Source organism: Kocuria sp. KH4 (assembly GCF_053711175.1).
In genome coordinates this window covers 104,338-120,782 of record NZ_JBSJYX010000002.1, presented here as the reverse complement: position 1 = coordinate 120,782, position 16,445 = coordinate 104,338, and the positions used below count along the sequence as shown (strand labels likewise).

Below are 16,445 nucleotides of genomic sequence, written 5' to 3'. Positions count from 1 at the left end.
GACGACCATGACGAGGACCGTGGCGGCGGTGGACCTGGGCGCCACCAGCGGGCGGGTGGTCCTGGGCGGGATCGAGGACGGGCGGCTGCGGCTGCGCCACGTCGCCCGCTTCCCCAACCAGCCCGTGCGCCTGCACGAGGGCGGGCGCACCGGGCTGCACTGGAACATCACCGAGCTCCACCGGTCCCTGACCGCCGGGCTCGCCCAGGCCCTGCGACAGGGCGACGACGTCGTCTCCGCCGGGATCGACTCCTGGGCCGTCGACTACGCGCTGCTGCGCGGCGGCCGGATGCTCGGGGTGCCCTACCACTACCGCGACGAACGCACCGCCGCCGGGGTGGACGCCGTGCACGCACAGGTGCCCCCGGAGGAGCTCCACGCCCGCACCGGACTGCAGCACCTGCCCTTCAACACGGTCCACCAACTGGCCGTCGACCGGGACCGCGGGGACCTGGACCTGGCCGACCGGATGCTGCTGGTCCCGGACCTGATCGCCTACTGGCTCACCGGCCGGCAGGTCGCCGAGACCACCAACGCCTCCACCACCGGACTGCTCGACGCCCGGACCCGGCGCTGGGACACCGGGCTGATGGACCTGCTCGGATATCCCCGCGAGCTCTTCGCCCCCCTCGTCGCCCCCGGCACCACGATAGGGGAGCTGCTGCCGGAGGTCGCCGCCGAGCTCGGGGCGGCACCGGGGCTCGCGGTGACCGCCGTGGGCTCCCACGACACCGCCTCGGCCGTGGTCGCCGTGCCCGCCGCCGACGCCGGGTCGGCGTTCATCTCCTCGGGCACGTGGTCGCTGGTCGGGATCGAGCTGGACGCCCCGGTCCTGACCGCGGAGAGCCGTGCGGCCAACTTCACCAACGAAGGGGGGGTCGACGGCCGGGTGCGCTTCCTGAAGAACGTCTCGGGGCTGTGGCTGCTCTCCGAGTCGATGCGCACCTGGGACGGCCCCGGCGCCACCGACGCCAGGCGCAGCAGCGACCTCGCGGCGCTGCTGGCCGAGGCCGCCGCGGTGACCCGGCCCGTGCCCGTCGTCGACGCCACCGACGAGCGGTTCACCGCCCCCGGGGACATGCCCGCCCGGATCGTGGCCTGGTGCCGGGAGCACGACCTGGAGCCCCCGCGGACCCGCGCCGAGGTGGTGCGCTGCATCCTGGAGTCGCTGGCGGCCGCCTACGCCACCACGATCGAGCAGGCCGAGCAGCTGTCGGGGCGGGCGATCCGCACGATCCACGTCGTCGGCGGCGGGTCCCAGAACGCCCTGCTGTGCCAGCTCACCGCCGACCGCACCGGCCGCACCGTCGTCGCCGGTCCCGTGGAGGCCACCGCCGTCGGCAACGTCCTGGTCCAGGCCCGCGCCGCGGGCCTGGTGACGGGGGATCTCGAGGCGCTGCGCGGCATCGTGGCCACCACCTTCGAGCCCGTGCGCTACCAACCGCGGACCGTGACGGCCACGGCGCGCTGAAGCGGCCCGCGCGGAGGCGCCGGGGCGGACCCCCGTGCGGGCAGTGTTTACGGAACCGGCCTCGCACGGTAACGGCTGTGAAACAGGTCGTCCATTGAATGTGGACGTCGATATTTGTGTTTCATCCGCTGGCGTCCCGGGCCGCACCCCGTGCGGGACCGGGAGCGCCCCGCCTGGAAGGCCGGCACCATGTCCACCGTCGCTCCCGACCCGATCCAGCACCCTCCGGCGGTGGCCGCACCGGCGGCGCCCGAGGGCGCCGCGATCCGCTCCGTCCACGACGACCGGCTCACCAACGAGGACCTCGCGCCCCTGCGGGAGCAGAAGTGGTCCTGGTACAACATCTTCGCCTTCTGGATGTCCGACGTGCACTCCGTGGGCGGCTACGTCACGGCGGGCAGCCTCTTCGCCCTCGGCCTCGCCAGCTGGCAGGTGCTCGTGTGCCTGGTGGTCGGCATCGTCGTGGTGCAGGTCCTCGCGAACCTGGTGGCCAAGCCGAGCCAGCAGGCCGGGGTGCCCTACCCGGTGACGGCCCGGCTCGCCTTCGGCGTCCGGGGCGCGAACATCCCCGCGATCATCCGCGGCCTGATCGCGGTGGCCTGGTACGGCATCCAGACGTACCTGGCCTCCAACGCCCTCGTCGTGGTGATGCTGCGGCTGTGGCCGTCCCTGGGGGCCTACGCCGATGCCGGACAGCACGGCTTCCTGGGGCTGTCCGCCCTCGGCTGGGCCGGGTACGTGATCCTGTGGATCGCCCAGGCCCTGGTCTTCTGGCGCGGGATGGACTCGATCCGCCGGTTCATCGACTGGGCGGGGCCCGCGGTGTACGTGGTGATGTTCGCCCTGGCGATCTACCTGGTGGCCAACGCCGGGTGGAGCAACGTCGACTGGACCCTGGGCACGGTGCAGTTCACGGGCTGGGAGGCCCTGCCCGTGATGCTCACGGCCATCGCCCTCGTGGTCAGCTACTTCTCGGGTCCGCTGCTGAACTTCGGCGACTTCTCCCGCTACAGCCGCAGCTTCGCCGACGTGAAGCGGGGCAACTTCTGGGGACTGCCGATCAACTTCACCCTCTTCGCCCTGCTGACCGTCACCTGCGCGGCGGCCACCGTCCCGGTGTACGGCGAGCTCCTCACCGACCCGATCGAGACCGTCGCCCGGCTCGACAGCACCTGGGCGATCCTGCTCGGCGCGCTGACCTTCACGATCGCCACCATCGGGATCAACATCGTGGCCAACTTCGTCTCCCCGGCCTTCGACTTCTCCAACGTCGATCCGCGCAGGATCTCCTGGCGGATGGGCGGGATGATCGCCGCGGTGGGCTCGGTGCTGATCACCCCGTGGAACCTCTACAGCAGCCCCGAGCTGATCCACTACACCCTGGACACCCTGGCCGCCTTCATCGGCCCGCTGTTCGGCGTGCTCCTGGTCGACTTCTACGTGGTGAAGAAGCAGCGGATCGACGTCGACGCCCTCTACTCGATGAGCCCCGAGGGCCGCTACTGGTACCGCAACGGCATCAACCCCAACGCGGTGCTCGCCACGTCCGTGGCCGCCCTGGTCGGCCTGGTCCTCGTCCTGGTCCCGGGGCTCGGCGGCATCGCGGCGTTCAACTGGTTCATCGGCTGCGGCCTGGGGTCAGCGATCTACTGGCTGGCCTCCGTCCACGGCCCCTGGCGGGAGGCCCCGCAGGCCGAGACGGCGCCGGCCTCGTGACGCGGACGAGCCGACCCGGCCGGGGGACTCCCGGCCGGGTCGGCTCGTGGTGGTGGGACTACACGTCCTGGCGGGCGCGGTTGACGATCTTGTTGCGCACCGTGATGGCCAGCACGACGAACAGCAGGCCGTAGAGCACCAGCGGGATCGGCCCGGACACGAAGACCGAGTAGTCGCCGTTGGAGGAGAGCAGGGCGTCGCGCATGCTGGTCTCGGCCAGCGGGCCGAGCACGATGCCGATCATCAGCGGCGCCAGGGGCATGCCGTAGCGGCGCATCACGAAGCCGAGCACGCCCAGGCCCAGGAGCAGGAACAGGTCGAACGTGGAGCCCGAGGTCGCGTAGATGCCCAGGCCGCAGAACACCGTGATCCCGGCGTACAGGTAGGGCCGCGGGATCAGCAGCAGCTTCGACCAGACCCGCGCGAAGGGCAGGTTGATGGCGATCAGCACGATCATCGCCAGGAAGAAGCTGGCCAACAGGGACCACACCAGGTCCGGGGAGCGCTCGAACAGCAGCGGGCCGGGCTGGAGGCCGTACTGCTGGAAGGCCGCGAGCATGATCGCCGCCGTGGAGGACACGGGCAGGCCCAGGGCCAGCAGCGCGCCCATGGCCGTGCCGGTGGTGGCGTTGCCGGCGGCCTCGGGGGCGGCCAGGCCGCGGATCGAGCCGCGCCCGAAGGACGGCTGGGCCCGGCGCCGGTCGAGGCGGCGCTCGAGGTCGTAGGACATGAACGTCGGCACCTCGGCCCCGCCCACGGGGATGACGCCGAACGGCAGGCCGATCGCGGTGCCGCGCGCCCACGCCGGGGCCGCCTCGCGGATCTCCCGGCGGGAGAGGAAGGGCCGGCCGGAGAGCTTCATCTGGTGGGCGGCCGGGTCCCGGCGGATGCGCGAGGCCACGTGCAGGGCCTCGCCCAGGGCCAGGACGGCCACCGACACGGTCACGAGGGAGATGCCGTCGAACAGGTCGGGGGAGCCGAGGGTGAACCGCTCGGTCCCGGAGACCGAGTCGATGCCCACGGTGGCGATGCCCAGCCCCAGCACCAGGGCCGCCAGGCCCTTCACCGCGGAGTCGGCCACCACCGAGGAGGTGGCCACGAAGGCGAACAGCGCCAGCGCGAAGTACTCGGCCGGGCCGAAGTTCGCGGAGAGGTCCGCCAGGGCCGGCGCGAGGAACACGACGACGACGGAGGCGGTCATGCCGCCGATGAAGGCGCCGATCGCCGCGGTGGCCAGCGCCTGCGGGGCGCGGCCGTCCCGGGCCATCTTGTGGCCCTCGAACGTGGAGGCGATCGCCGAGCCCTGGCCCGGGGTGTTCATCAGGATGGCCATCGTGGAGTCGCCGAACAGGCCGCCGAAGTACACGCCGGAGAACATGATGAACGCCGCCGTGGGGTCCAGGGCGAACGTCAGGGGCAGCAGCAGCGCCACCGCCATGGAGGAGCCCATGCCGGGCAGGGTGCCCACCGCGGTGCCGAGCAGACACCCGACCACCACCCAGAGCAGGTTCATCGGGCTGAGGGCTCCTTCGAAGCCCTGCATCAACAGGCTGAGTGTGTCCATGTCAGAATCCGCTTCCCAGGAGACCGGACGGGAGGTTCAGGCCCAGTCCGACGTCGAATGCCAGGTAGATGACGCTGCTCAGGGTCAGCGCCAGGGAGATGTCGAAGAGGTGGCGCCGGGAGCCGACCCCGCGGGCCACGCACCAGAACAGGAGTGCGGCGGCCAGGATCCAGCCCAGGAACTCCAGGGTCAGGGCGAAGACCAGGAACCCGCCCACGGCCCAGACCAGCGCGGACCAGTCCGTGTAGGTGCGGTACGTGCGTCCGCCGGTCTCCTCCACGGGCTCCGGGGAGCGCAGGTAGTGCAGGACCATCAGGGCCGCCAGGACGTAGCCGGCCACCATCAGGATGCCGGGGTAGAACCGGGGGCCGGGGAAGTCGGTGCCCTCGGGCACCGCCATGGTGAGGATCCCGTGCAGCAGGTAGGAGCTGAAGGCCGTCATGATCAGGGGCAGGACCAGCCCGCTGCGGCCGTGCCACCACGAGCGCTCGGCCCGGGCGTCATCCGCGTGGCGCGGGGCGGTCCCGTCGGGGACCTCCGCCACGGCGTCCGTGTGCGAGGACATGGGAGTGCTCATTCCTACTTCAGCTCCTTCACCAGTTCGGCGATGCGCCGCTGCTCCGAAGCCATGAACTCGTCGAACTCCTCGCCGGCCAGGTACACCTCGGTCCACTTGTTGCGCTCCACGGCGTCCTGCCACTCCGGGGTGGCGACGGTCTCCTCGAGCAGCGTGCGCAGCTCGGCGAACTCCTCGTCCGTGATCCCGGGGGCCGCGACCGCGGCCCGCCAGTTGGCCAGGTCGACCTCGTACCCCTGCTCGGTCAGCGTGGGGATGTCGACGCCCTCCAGCTGCTGCGGGGCGGCCAGACCCAGGGCCCGCAGGCGTCCGGAGTCGATCTGGTCGGCGACGTCCTTGTAGCCGGAGGTCGCGGCGTCGGCGGTGTGGGTGATCAGGGCCTGGGTGGCCTCGCCGCCGCCGGAGTTGGGGATGTAGGTCGTCTGGGGCGGGTCGATGCCCACCTCCAGGGCCAGCTCGGTCATCACCAGCTGGTCGAAGGTGCCGCCGCCGGTCCAGGCCACGGCCTTGGGGTCGGCCTTCCAGGCGGTCACGAGGTCGTCGAGCGTCTCGTAGGGCGAGTCGGCGGGCACGACCACGACGTCGTACTCCTCGACCACGCGGGCGATGGGGCGCACGTCCTCGTGCGTGACCGCCGAGTCCAGCTGCTCCACACCGGCGACCAGCCCCGCGCCGGTGACCATCATCTTGTTGGGCTCGCCCTCCATCGTGGAGAGCTTGCCCAGGCCGATGGTGCCGGCCGCGCCCGGGATGTTGACCACCTCGGAGTTCACGACGAGGTTGTTCGCGCGCATGGCCTGCTGCTGCTCGCGCATGAACGTGTCCCACCCGCCGCCGGGGCCAGCCGGTGCGATGAGGGTCAGGTTCGACCGCAGGTCGGTGCCCGCGGTCGCCGACTGGATCGAGAAGAAGGCGGCCAGGCCGATCACGACGGCGGCGACGGCGCCGTACACGGTCATGGCCACGGGGTGCCGTCGCCGCGCGCCCGGCTGTGCCTGATCTGGTGGTGCACTCACAGGAGTTCGCTTCCTTCGGAGGAGGGGACGAGAGATGGCTCCGACCGAGCCGTCCATCCGACGATAAGTGACCCGGATCACGCGGCGGCCCTTGTTCCGGCTTTCGTGCGTACTGATCGTTGTGCAGGTTCTGCGCATTCTGCTCACGGCCGGGGAGATGCGCGTCACAGGTTCGGCCGTAGGGTGGACCTCGCTGTGTCCGTCCACCCCACCCACCGCGGAGGCCCCCATGACCGTCGTCGTTGCCCGAACCAGCACCCCCGAGGGCGAGGCCGCGCTCGCGGCCTCGATCGAGGAGGCCCGGCGCCGCCAGGAGGACCTGCTGGTCTTCAACCTCGAGGGCGCCCAGCTCGACCCCGAGGGCGCCGAGCTCGAGGGCGTGCCCGTCACGTTCCGCACGCCCGACGCCCGCAACCGGGACGCCGTGGGCGAGCTGCTCGACGCCGCCGAGCAGGTGGACGCCTCCGCCGTGGTCATCGGCGTGAAGCACCGCAGCCCCGTGGGCAAGCTGCTGCTCGGCAGCGCGGCCCAGCAGATCCTGCTCGAGGCCAACGCCCCGGTGATCGCGGTCAAGCCCCGGCGAGCCTGAGGGGTGCCGGCGTCCTCGGGGCCGCGCTCCGGGGCCTGGCTGTGGTTCCTCGTGGCCGGCGCGCTGCTGACGCAGACCGCCCTGAACCTGGTCCGGCCCGTCACCACCTACAAGCTGCTCGCCCTGCACGCCGACTCGGTGACGGTCGGCCTGGTCACTGCCGCCTACGCGGTCCTGCCCCTGGCCACCGCGATGTGGCTGGGGCGGATGACCGACCGGGTGCGGGACCTGCGGACCATGGTGATCGCCGGCGCCCTGGTCCTGGCCCTCGGGGCCGCGGGCCTGGCGGTGGCCCCCTCGGTGGCCCTGGTCGCCGCGGCGAGCGCCCTGCTGGGGATGGGGCACCTGCTGTTCACCATCGCCGGGCAGTCCGCGGTCGCCCGGTTCTCCCCGGAGGACCAGCTCGACAAGGGCTTCGGCTGGTTCACCGCCGCGTTCTCCGCCGGGCAGCTGCTGGGCCCGCTGCTGGTCGGGCTGCTGCTGGGCACGGGCAGCGACGTCGCCTCCCCCGAGCGGGTCGCCGACATCACGCTGTCGCTGTGGCTCGCGGCCGCCCTGTCCCTGCTCGTGGTGCCGCTGATGCTCCTGCGCGGCCGCGCGACGGGCGCGCAGCGCGGCCGAGCCCGGGCCGACGACGCCGTGCCCGATCCCGCCACCGGGGAGCTGGAGGTGGTCCAGGACCCGGTGCCGCGGGCCTCGATGGTGCGCATCCTGCGGGTCCCGGGGATCCCGTCCCACATGCTGGCCTCGCTGGCCCTGCTGGCGATGCTCGACATCCTCACCGCGTTCCTGCCGCTGGTGGGGGAGCGGGCCGGGGTCTCTCCGGCGTGGGTGGGCGTGCTGCTGGCCGTGCGCGGCGGCGCGTCGATCCTCTCCCGCGTGCTGCTGCCCTGGCTCGCCCACCGCATGTCCCGGCGGGCCCTGCTGCTGGTGAGCCTCTACGGCGCGGGCCTGGCCCTGGCCGCCCCGCCCCTGGTGGTCACCGTGCCGTGGCTGGCGGCGCTGTGCCTGTTCGTGGGCGGGTTCTGCCTGGGGCTCGGCCAGCCGATCACCATGACGCTGGTCTCCACCGCGGTGCCCTCCGCGTGGCGGGGCTCGGCCCTGGCGGTCCGGCTCGTGGGCAACCGGCTGGGGCAGGTGGCCATGCCCCTGCTGGCCGGGCTGGTCGCGGCGCCGCTGGGCCCGGCCGGGGCCATCTGGTCCACGTGCGCGGTGCTGCTGGTCAGCGGGCTGGAGAAGTCCGTACGGCGGTAGGCCGGTGCGCTGGCCGGGGCCGCCCGGACGGGCCGCTTCGACAGCCGCGGCACAGGATCGCCACACGGGCGGCACAATCGTGCCTGGTCGGATGGGGGACGAGGGCCTCGAGGGCCCGGGCCGGCGGGCCGCACCCGCCGGTACGTCCGAGCGAAGGAACGCACCAGCATGGTCACCGTCCACCAGTCCGTCCCCGGGGCGCCGCCGTCAGCAGAGGGCCCGGGGCTGCCCGTGCTCCGGAAGCCCCGGCTCGTGGGGGTGGACGCCGCCCGGGGTCTGGCCCTGATCGGGATGATGTCGATCCACATCCTGCCCGCCTGGGACCCCGGGACCTACGAGCCCACCCTCCAGTGGCAGCTGTTCGCCGGCCGGGCCGCCGCGCTCTTCGCCCTGCTGGCCGGGGTGGGCCTGGGGTTCTCCTCCGGCGGGCGCACGCCCCACCGGGGCCGGGCGATGACCGGGGACCGCGTGGGGCTGCTCGTGCGCGCCGTGCTGATCACCGTGCTGGGGCTGCTCGTCAACCAGGTGATGCCGGAGGATCCGCCCGCCTACGACATCCTGCTGTACTACGGGATGTTCTTCCTGCTTGCCGTCCCGTTCCTGCACCTGCCCGCCCGGACCCTGTTCGTCCTCGCCGGCGTGACCGCCGTGGCCGGTCCCGTGCTGATGCAGGCCCTGCGGGGCGTGCTCCCCGCGCCGGCGACCTACAACCCCACCCTCACCGGGGTGCTGTCCGACCCCGGCACCGTGCTCTCCCAGGTGCTGCTCACCGGCACCTACCCCGCGGTCCCGTACCTGACCTACCTGCTCGCCGGGATGGGCATCGGCCGGCTCAACCTGCGCTCGCTGCACGTCCAGGCCCGGCTGCTCGGCGCCGGCCTGGTCCTGGCCGTGGGGGCGTGGCTGGTCTACTGGGTGCTGGTCCTCCGGTCCGGCGGCTACGACCGGCTGATGAGCTCCACCCCCTGGCTGGGCGAGGACCGGATCGACGAGATCATCGTGTGGGGCCCCGACCCCGTCCTGCCCGACACGTCGTGGTGGTGGCTGCTGATCCCCGGTCCGCACACGAACACGCCGGTGGCCCTGCTGCACGACCTCGGCTCCGGCGCGGCCGTGCTGGGCGCCCTCCTCCTGCTCGCGCGGGTCGTCGGTGCGTGGCTGCTGCCCCTGAGCGCCATGGGCTCCATGACCCTGACCCTCTACACCGCGCACCTGCTGGCCCTGGCCGCCATGCTGCACTACGAGGTGCCCCTGCTGTGGTTCCTCATCCACGCCGGGGTCGCCGCCCTGTTCGCGGTGGCGTGGCAGCGGGCCTACGGGCGGGGCCCGCTCGAGCGCGTCGTGGCCCGGGTGGCCGGCGCCGGGCGCGGCCTCGTCCTGGCCTCCGGGCGCCGGCGGGCCTAGGCGCCGCAGCCCGGCGGGGCGGCCCCACCGGCCGTGGCCGCCGCGACCGCCGGGGAGCGGGCCGCTACGGCGCGGGCGCGGGCCGGACGGCGTGCAGCGGCAGGCGGACCGTGAAGAGGGTGCGGCCGGGGCGGGAGTCGACGGCCACGTCCCCGCCGTGGGCGGTGACCACGGAGCGGACGATGGACAGCCCCAGTCCGGTGCTGCCCTCCCGGGAGGTGCGGGAGGTGTCCAGGCGGCTGAAACGCTCGAAGAGCCGGTCCTGGAACGCCGCCGGGATGCCCGGGCCCGTATCAAGCACCGAGGCCTGGGCCCACCCGTCCTCGGTGCTGACCGTGGCGGTGACCGCGGTGCCGGACGGGGTGTGCTTGCGGGCGTTGGAGAGCAGGTTGGCCAGCACCTGGCCCAGCTGGGCGGCGTCGGCGCGCACCGGCACGGGCTCGGCGGGGACGTCCAGGGACCAGCGGTGGTCGGGGCCGGCGGCCGAGGCGTCGGTGAGGGCCTCGGCCATGAGCTCGGCCAGGTCGGTCTCGCGCAGCTGCGGGGGGCGGCCCTCGTCCAGGCGGGCGAGCAGCAGCAGGTCCTCCACCAGGGCGCTCATCCGCAGGGTCTGCTGCTCGACCCGGGTCAGGGACGCCCGGCCGGAGTCGGTGAGCGGTTCGGTGAGCCGGAGCATGTCGGTGTACCCGCGCACCGCGGCCAGGGGGGTGCGCAGCTCGTGGGAGGCGTCGGCCACGAACCGGCGCAGCCGGGTCTCGGAGTGCTGGCGGGCGGTCAGGGCGGAGCCGACGTTGTCCAGCAGCGAGTTCAGGGCGTGGCCGACCTCCCCGACCTCGGTGCCCGGCTCGGCCAGGTCCCGGGGCACCTGCTGGTCGGCCAGCGACACCTCCCCGGAGGCCAGGGGCAGGCGGGCCACGCGGGCCGCCGCGGCCGAGACCTGTTCCAGCGGCCGCAGCGACCGGCGCACCACCACGGTGCCGGCCACCGCCGTGGTCAGCAGCGCCAGGACGCTGCCACCGGCCATGGTGGCCACCAGGTCCCCGACGGTCTCGTCCACGGACGCGGTGGGCAGCCCGACCACGAGCATCTGCTCGGTGTCCTCGTGGTCCCGGCCGACCGACTCCACCCGGTACTCGCCCACCGACAGCTCCACCGTGGTCAGCCGGCCCTGCTCGGTGCCCGCGGAGCGGCGGCGGTCCCCGACGCCGCGCCCGTGCGGGGTCCCGGTCTCGAAGGCCCCCGCCGTCCGCAGGGCCTCGACGTCCTCGCCGGGCAGCGGCTCGGCCTCCCCGGACGCGGCCCGGTAGGAGGCCGCGCCCACCTCGCCCTCCTGAGTGGTCACCACCAGGACCCCCACGGGCTGACCGGGGGCGTCGAGCGGGTCCCGGTCCTGGGGACCGTCGGGGCGGGTGAAGGTGATGGCGCGGCCGGTGGCCTGGCGCAGGGACCCGTCGAGCCGCTCGGCGAGGTCCTGGCGGGTCAGCTCGACGATAGTCGCCCCGAGCACGAGCAGCACCACGGCCAGGATCGTGAGGACGCCGGCGATCAGCCGGGTGGCCAGGCGCCGGCGGCGCCGGGGGAGCGGCGCGGTGCGGTGCCCGGCCGCCATCAGGTGGCGGGCTTGATGACGTAGCCGGCCCCGCGCACGGTGTGGATCATCGGGGCCCGGCCGGCGTCGATCCGCTTGCGCAGGTAGGAGATGTAGAGCTCCACGATGTTGGCCTGCCCCGAGAAGTCGTAGTGCCACACCGCGTCCAGGATCTGCGCCTTGGACAGCACCCGGCGCGGGTTCTCCATCAGGTAGCGCAGCAGCTCGAACTGCGTGGCCGTCAGCTCCACCGGTGTCCCGGCCCGGGTGACCTCGCGGCTGTCGATGTTCAGCACCAGGTCGCCCACCACCAGGGTGGCGCTGTCCTGGGCGGCGGCCCCGGAGCGCTGGACCAGCCGGTGCAGGCGGATCAGCACCTCCTCGATCGAGAAGGGCTTGGTCACGTAGTCGTCCCCGCCCGAGGCCAGCCCTTCGATCCGGTCCTCGACGCTGTCCTTGGCCGTGAGGAACAGCACCGGCACCTCCGGGAAGGACTGGCGGATCCTCGACAGGACCGCCAGCCCGTCCAGTCCCGGCAGCATCCGGTCCAGCACCAGCACGTCCGGGGCGAAGGCCCGGGCCTGGGCGACGGCATCAAAGCCCTCGTGGGCGATCCGCGCCTCCCAGCCGCACATGCCCACGCCCATGGCCACGAGATCGGCCAGCGCGGGCTCGTCGTCCACGACCAGGGCGCGGATGGGCGAGCCGTCCGGGTGGGTCAGGCGGGGCAGGACCTCGGTGAGGACGGTGAAGCTGGAGGCGTAGGACATGGCGGGCTCCCGGTTCCGGGCGGACGGCGGTGACAGGACCACTGTGCGGGACCAGGGTAGGCGCAGCTCCTGTGGAAGCTGTGCGTCCGCTGTGTCGTGCCGCGGAGCGGCGGGTGCCCGGGGACTGGGCTCAGTCCGCCGCGAGCGGCTGCTGCTGCCGGCGCCGCCGGACGGCGTGGGCCAGGATGAGCAGGCCGGCCAGCGCCAGGCCCACGCCCACCCAGGCCGGGGCGCGGTAGCCCCAGCCGGCGGAGATCACGGCCCCGCCCAGGAAGGCGCCCATGGCGTTGGCGAGGTTGAAGGCGGCGTGGTTCATGGCCGCGGTGAGGGAGGGGGCGTCCTTGGCCTCGCGCAGCAGGCGCACCTGCAGGGAGGTCGTGAAGATCGAGCCCATGATCCCGATCCACAGTGCGCCGACCACGGCGGCGGCCGGGAGGTGGACGAACAGCGCGAAGAAGGCCAGGGCGAGCCCCGAGACGGCGCCGGCGCCCAGGGCGGTCCGCTCGATCGAGCGGTCCACCAGCGGGCCGGCCAGCAGGGAGCCCACGGTCATGCCCACGCCGAACACGGCCAGCACCCACGGCACGGTGCCGATGTCCAGGCCGGAGAGCTCGGTGAGGGTGGGGGAGATGTAGGTGTAGACCGCGAACATCCCGCCGAAGCCCACGGAGCCGGCCAGCAGCGTCAGGACCACCTGCGGGCGGGCCAGGGCGCGGATCTCCTGGGCCGGGGAGGCCATGCCCTCGTTGCGCGTGCGCGGGACCCAGAGGGCCAGCGCCGCCACGGTCAGGGCGCCCAGCAGCACCACCAGCAGGTAGGCGGAGCGCCAGCCCAGCGCCCCGCCGAGGGCCGCCGCGAACGGCACGCCCACGATGTTGGCGATCGTCAGCCCGAGCATCACCCGGGCCACCGCGGTGCCGCGCCGCTCGCGCGCCACCAGGGAGGAGGCCACCACCGCGGCCACCCCGAAGTACGCCCCGTGCGGCAGGCCGGAGAGGAACCGGGCCGCGAACAGCCACTCGAGTGAGGGCGCGGCCGCCGAGAGGCCGTTGCCCACCACGAACGTGAGCATCAGCCCCAGCAGCAGCGTCTTGCGCTCCACCCGGGCGGCGAGCGCGGTGATCAGCGGCGCGCCCACCACCACGCCCAGGGCGTAGAGCGAGATGGACTGGCCCACGGCCGGGATCGAGGCGCCGAGGTCCTCGGCGATGAAGGGGAGCAGGCCCATCGAGGCGAATTCGGTGGTGCCCACGCCGAACCCGCCCATGGCCAGGGCGAAGAGGGCGAGACGGGTGCCGGCGGGGCCGGGAGCGTTGACCACCTGGAGCAGGGCGGTGCGGGGTGCGGACACGGCGGGACCTTCCGGAGGGCGGCGGTTCGGGCGACGAGCGCGTCATCGAGCCCGCGACGGAGTGGCGGAACTCCTGATGCTACGCGGGCGTCCCCGCGGCCTCCCAGGCCGGCCGGTGTGATCTTCGTCAGTCCACCCCCCCGTGACGGCGTCACGGGGGCGTCCTCGTCGCAATCGTCATCTATGGGGCTTGTGCGGCGGTCCGTGGCATGCTTCGTCTCGTTATGGGCGCCGTCACGTCGCGGAAACGTGCTGTGCCCGGTGCAGTAACACGGCTTTCCTACAGTTCGGAGCAGCATCCCCCGCCCCGCCCCCGAGGAGCACCCATGACCGAGCACGCCGGACCAGGACCCGCGCCCACGCTGCCGCACGGGCGGCGACCGGCGCTGCGCGTGGTGGGCGGCACCGCGGTGGAACCCACCGGTGCCGAGGAGGAGCGGGCCCGGGCCCGCGCCGCCGCCGCCCGCGCCGCCCACCCGTCCACCGGCATCGGCGTGCCCGGGTACGGGGGCCCCCGGCCTGCCGCCACGGGTCCCGGCGTCCCGGGATCTCGGGACGTCCCGCCGGCGCCCGCCCCGGAGCCGGCGGAGAACCTCCCGGCCCTCGACGGCGCCGGCCCGCACCTCGCCACGGGCCGGGCGTTCCTCGCCGCGGCCCGGCCGGGGGACGTGCTGCGGGTCGAGGTGCTGGGCCTGGCCGGGGGGAGCGCGCCGCTGGAGGCCGGGTGCACCGCCTACCTGCCGGTCCGCACCCAGGGCACAGCCTTCTGCCCCCGTGAGCTGTGCCGGTCCCTGGGCTCGGCCGAGCAGGACCCGCGCGGCTCCTTCCGGCTCACCGTGTGCCCGGCCGGCACGCAGGACCTGCCGTCCGTGGCGCACCGGCACCCGTTCGCCGAGACCGACGAGCACTGGATCGTCGTCGGGCACTCGCGCGTCGACGCGCCCGGGACGGCGGCGGACGGGAGCGCAGCCGCGGACGACGCGCGGTCCTTCTGCATGACCACGGCCATGCACCGGGCGGTGAGCGCCGGCGTGGAGTTCCTGCAGCGTGACCGCGGCCTGGACCGGCCGATCGCCCACGCCTACCTCTCGGCCACCGCCCAGTTCGCCGTCACCCGCCTGGGGGACGGCACGGTCGGTGCGCACGGGCGGATCCGCAAGGCCGACTTCTCCTGATCCCGCCGGGGCCCGCGCCGATCCTCTCCGTAGTGTCCCGGCGGCGGTCACATTGCGCATGCATGCACCACGACCCCGTCCGAGCCCCTACGCTGGGTGACGCAGGTCACGCGGGCGTCCGTGCGCGGCTCCGACAACGAGGTCGGGCTGCCTGCCGCCGGCCGGAGCACCACGGCCGGGGCGCCCGGTGACCTGTCCAGCTCCCCGCTCCGTCACGGCGCTGAAACACGGGGGCGCCGATCCCGTAACACCGTCTCCCTAGGGTCGTGCTCGTCCGACGAACTCCTCCTCCGACCCCGGGAGACCCCCATGCGCGAGCACCTCGCACGACGAGCCGCCGACGACCTCCAGCGCGGCCTCGGCCGGCGCACCTTCTTCCGGGCGGCCGCCGGCGTGGCCGCCGCCGGCGCCGTGACCACCACCGGCGCCGGCGCCGCCGCGGCCGCCGCCTCGGGCGGCGGGGGCCGGGGCCCGGCGGCGGGCGGCGGGCGCCCCGGCTTCCGCGGCACGGTCCTCCAGCCGGGCCGGGGGCCGATCCCCGGCGACCACTACCTGCCCTCCGAGGTGGACCGCGTCCTGTGGGGCTACGTGCCGTCCGTGGACGCCGAGCCCGCGCTGCGCATGCGCTCCGGGCGGACTATCACCATCGACGCCGTCTCCCACGAGGGGATCCTCGAGGACCAGGGCCGGGACCCCGTGGAGTTCTTCGCCGGGCAGGGCGTCCCGAGGTCCCGGGTGCTCGACGACGCGGTGGAGATCGCCCGCGACTACGACCGCACCGAGCGCGACTTCGACCGCGACGGCCCGCACGTGGTCACCGGGCCCGTGTTCGTGGAGGAGGCCCGGCCCGGTGACGTCCTGAAGATCGAGACCCTGCGCGCGGACCTGCGGGTGCCCTACGGGGTGGTCTCCAGCCGGCACGGCAAGGGCGCGCTCCCGGGGCCCTCCCGCGGGGGCCCGGTGGCGGACCTCCTCGTGGACGACGTCCTGCCGGCCGTGGGCTCGGACGGCCGGTCCACGGGCAACCCGCAGGAGTACGGCAACGTCTCCACGTTCACCCCGGTCGAGCACGGCCAGGGCGTCATGGCCGGCGGGGCGGTGCGCTTCCCGCTGCGCCCGTTCATGGGCATGATGGGCGTCGCCCACCAGCGGGGCTCCGGGCCCACGGACGACCTGCTGAACTCGATCCCGCCCACCCTCGGCGGCGGCAACATCGACATCCGCCACCTCGGGGTGGGCTCCACCTTCTACCTGCCCGTGCAGACCGACGGCGCCCTGTTCTACGTCGGCGACCCGCACATGGCGATGGGCGACGGCGAGGTGGCGCTCACCGCGATGGAGGGCTCGCTGCGCGGGACCTTCCGGCTCACCGTGTGCCGCGCGGGGGAGGGGGACGCCCCGTCCGTGGCCCACCACTACCCGTTCGCCGAGACCGCCGAGCACTGGATCCCCATCGGGCTCTCCGACCCGGACGGCGCGGGCGGCGGCGCGCAGAACTCCGACCTGAACGTGGCGATGCGCCGGGCCGTGCTCAACGCCCTGGACTTCCTCGAGCAGGACAAGGGCATGGACCGGGCCGTGGCCTACGCCTACCTCTCGGCCGCCGCCGACTTCGCGATCTCCCAGGTGGTGGACCGCACCGTCGGCGTGCACGGGCTGATCCGCAAGGCCGACTTCGACCGCGCCTGACCGCCCCGGGGCACGGCGGGCCCGGCGCCGCGCCCCGGCGGCTCCGGGCCCCGCCGGGCTCAGTCCTCCCGGTCGGCGTAGCGGTCCCGCATCCGCCGGTACACCGCGAAGGTGCCCAGGTAGGCCAGCGCGGCGAGCACCACCGTGGGCAGCCACTCCTGGGCGTCCAGCGAGGTCAGCAGCACCCCGGCGGAGGTCAGCACCAGGGCCAGCACGAGCAGGCTCGCGACGATCGTCTTCACGGGCGTCCTTCCGGGGCGGGTGCGGGGAGTCCTCCCAGC

The 16,445-nt window shown here is 74.0% G+C and carries 14 protein-coding genes; 7 read left to right on the top strand and 7 right to left on the bottom strand.

From position 1 onward, the window contains the following. The first annotated feature begins 7 nt into the window (after nucleotides 1-7). Both ACWCOM_RS02665 and ACWCOM_RS02660 read left to right on the top strand, forming a co-directional pair. Nucleotides 8-1,471: a rhamnulokinase gene (locus ACWCOM_RS02665; RefSeq protein ID WP_454547188.1), complete on the top strand. Its 1,464-nt coding sequence runs from the start codon at nucleotides 8-10 to the stop codon at nucleotides 1,469-1,471. A 189-nt stretch (nucleotides 1,472-1,660) separates the two neighbouring features. Then, entirely contained in the window at nucleotides 1,661-3,187 is a 1,527-nt protein-coding gene (locus ACWCOM_RS02660) for an NCS1 family nucleobase:cation symporter-1 (RefSeq protein ID WP_454547187.1), read from the top strand. Between the two features lie 58 nt (nucleotides 3,188-3,245). Here the strand turns inward: ACWCOM_RS02660 and ACWCOM_RS02655 are convergent, their stop codons facing one another. Genes ACWCOM_RS02655 through ACWCOM_RS02645 form a run of 3 tightly spaced genes read right to left on the bottom strand, consistent with a single transcriptional unit; the run spans nucleotide 3,246 to nucleotide 6,287 of the window. Further along, nucleotides 3,246-4,751 (bottom strand): tripartite tricarboxylate transporter permease, encoded by a 1,506-nt coding sequence (locus ACWCOM_RS02655; protein ID WP_454547186.1) that lies wholly within the window; start codon nucleotides 4,749-4,751, stop codon nucleotides 3,246-3,248. 1 nt (nucleotide 4,752) lies between these two features. Next, nucleotides 4,753-5,328, bottom strand: coding sequence for a tripartite tricarboxylate transporter TctB family protein (locus ACWCOM_RS02650; RefSeq protein ID WP_454547185.1), 576 nt, complete (start codon nucleotides 5,326-5,328; stop codon nucleotides 4,753-4,755). 2 nt (nucleotides 5,329-5,330) lie between these two features. Continuing rightward, nucleotides 5,331-6,287 (bottom strand): tripartite tricarboxylate transporter substrate binding protein, encoded by a 957-nt coding sequence (locus tag ACWCOM_RS02645; RefSeq protein ID WP_454547184.1) that lies wholly within the window; start codon nucleotides 6,285-6,287, stop codon nucleotides 5,331-5,333. 286 nt (nucleotides 6,288-6,573) lie between these two features. Between ACWCOM_RS02645 and ACWCOM_RS02640 the strand changes: the two genes are divergently transcribed. From ACWCOM_RS02640 to ACWCOM_RS02630, 3 genes are all read left to right on the top strand, one after another. Beyond that, nucleotides 6,574-6,933, top strand: a complete 360-nt coding sequence (locus tag ACWCOM_RS02640) for a universal stress protein (protein WP_454547183.1) — start codon at nucleotides 6,574-6,576, stop codon at nucleotides 6,931-6,933. A 3-nt stretch (nucleotides 6,934-6,936) separates the two neighbouring features. Beyond that, a complete protein-coding gene (locus ACWCOM_RS02635) occupies nucleotides 6,937-8,187 on the top strand; it encodes an MFS transporter (RefSeq protein WP_454547182.1) in 1,251 nt (416 codons plus the stop codon). 168 nt (nucleotides 8,188-8,355) lie between these two features. Continuing rightward, nucleotides 8,356-9,591 (top strand): heparan-alpha-glucosaminide N-acetyltransferase domain-containing protein, encoded by a 1,236-nt coding sequence (locus ACWCOM_RS02630; protein WP_454547181.1) that lies wholly within the window; start codon nucleotides 8,356-8,358, stop codon nucleotides 9,589-9,591. 64 nt (nucleotides 9,592-9,655) lie between these two features. On the opposite strand, the gene ACWCOM_RS02625 is transcribed toward ACWCOM_RS02630, so the two are convergent. The 3 genes from ACWCOM_RS02625 to ACWCOM_RS02615 all read right to left on the bottom strand — a co-directional run bounded on the left by ACWCOM_RS02625 (nucleotide 9,656) and on the right by ACWCOM_RS02615 (nucleotide 13,300). Next, nucleotides 9,656-11,200 carry a sensor histidine kinase gene (locus ACWCOM_RS02625; RefSeq protein WP_454547180.1) on the bottom strand — a complete coding sequence of 515 codons (1,545 nt, stop codon included), beginning with the start codon at nucleotides 11,198-11,200 and terminating at the stop codon, nucleotides 9,656-9,658. Beyond that, on the bottom strand, nucleotides 11,200-11,949 hold the full coding sequence (locus ACWCOM_RS02620) for a response regulator transcription factor (protein WP_454547179.1): 750 nt from the start codon (nucleotides 11,947-11,949) through the stop codon (nucleotides 11,200-11,202). The genes ACWCOM_RS02625 and ACWCOM_RS02620 overlap by 1 nt, the downstream gene beginning before the upstream one ends. A 130-nt stretch (nucleotides 11,950-12,079) precedes the next feature. Beyond that, entirely contained in the window at nucleotides 12,080-13,300 is a 1,221-nt protein-coding gene (locus ACWCOM_RS02615) for an MFS transporter (RefSeq protein ID WP_454547178.1), read from the bottom strand. Nucleotides 13,301-13,626: 326 nt separating this feature from the next. Here ACWCOM_RS02615 and ACWCOM_RS02610 point away from each other — a divergent pair, with 326 nt between their 5' ends. Both ACWCOM_RS02610 and ACWCOM_RS02605 read left to right on the top strand, forming a co-directional pair. Further along, entirely contained in the window at nucleotides 13,627-14,475 is an 849-nt protein-coding gene (locus ACWCOM_RS02610) for a hypothetical protein (RefSeq protein WP_454547177.1), read from the top strand. Nucleotides 14,476-14,784: 309 nt separating this feature from the next. Continuing rightward, nucleotides 14,785-16,164: an acetamidase/formamidase family protein gene (locus tag ACWCOM_RS02605; RefSeq protein WP_454547176.1), complete on the top strand. Its 1,380-nt coding sequence runs from the start codon at nucleotides 14,785-14,787 to the stop codon at nucleotides 16,162-16,164. Between the two features lie 59 nt (nucleotides 16,165-16,223). Here ACWCOM_RS02605 and ACWCOM_RS02600 read toward each other — a convergent pair whose 3' ends face one another. Then, nucleotides 16,224-16,406 carry a hypothetical protein gene (locus ACWCOM_RS02600; RefSeq protein WP_454547175.1) on the bottom strand — a complete coding sequence of 61 codons (183 nt, stop codon included), beginning with the start codon at nucleotides 16,404-16,406 and terminating at the stop codon, nucleotides 16,224-16,226. Between the last annotated feature and the right edge of the window lie 39 nt (nucleotides 16,407-16,445).

Coding starts and splice junctions, on each gene's coding strand:
- ACWCOM_RS02625 (WP_454547180.1), bottom strand. CDS start 11,200: ATGGCGGCCGGGCACCGCACCGCGCCGCTCCCCCGGCGCCGCCGGCGC.
- ACWCOM_RS02630 (WP_454547181.1), top strand. CDS start 8,356: ATGGTCACCGTCCACCAGTCCGTCCCCGGGGCGCCGCCGTCAGCAGAG.
- ACWCOM_RS02610 (WP_454547177.1), top strand. CDS start 13,627: ATGACCGAGCACGCCGGACCAGGACCCGCGCCCACGCTGCCGCACGGG.
- ACWCOM_RS02650 (WP_454547185.1), bottom strand. CDS start 5,328: ATGAGCACTCCCATGTCCTCGCACACGGACGCCGTGGCGGAGGTCCCC.
- ACWCOM_RS02655 (WP_454547186.1), bottom strand. CDS start 4,751: ATGGACACACTCAGCCTGTTGATGCAGGGCTTCGAAGGAGCCCTCAGC.
- ACWCOM_RS02640 (WP_454547183.1), top strand. CDS start 6,574: ATGACCGTCGTCGTTGCCCGAACCAGCACCCCCGAGGGCGAGGCCGCG.
- ACWCOM_RS02605 (WP_454547176.1), top strand. CDS start 14,785: ATGCGCGAGCACCTCGCACGACGAGCCGCCGACGACCTCCAGCGCGGC.
- ACWCOM_RS02660 (WP_454547187.1), top strand. CDS start 1,661: ATGTCCACCGTCGCTCCCGACCCGATCCAGCACCCTCCGGCGGTGGCC.
- ACWCOM_RS02620 (WP_454547179.1), bottom strand. CDS start 11,949: ATGTCCTACGCCTCCAGCTTCACCGTCCTCACCGAGGTCCTGCCCCGC.
- ACWCOM_RS02665 (WP_454547188.1), top strand. CDS start 8: ATGACGAGGACCGTGGCGGCGGTGGACCTGGGCGCCACCAGCGGGCGG.
- ACWCOM_RS02645 (WP_454547184.1), bottom strand. CDS start 6,287: ATGACCGTGTACGGCGCCGTCGCCGCCGTCGTGATCGGCCTGGCCGCC.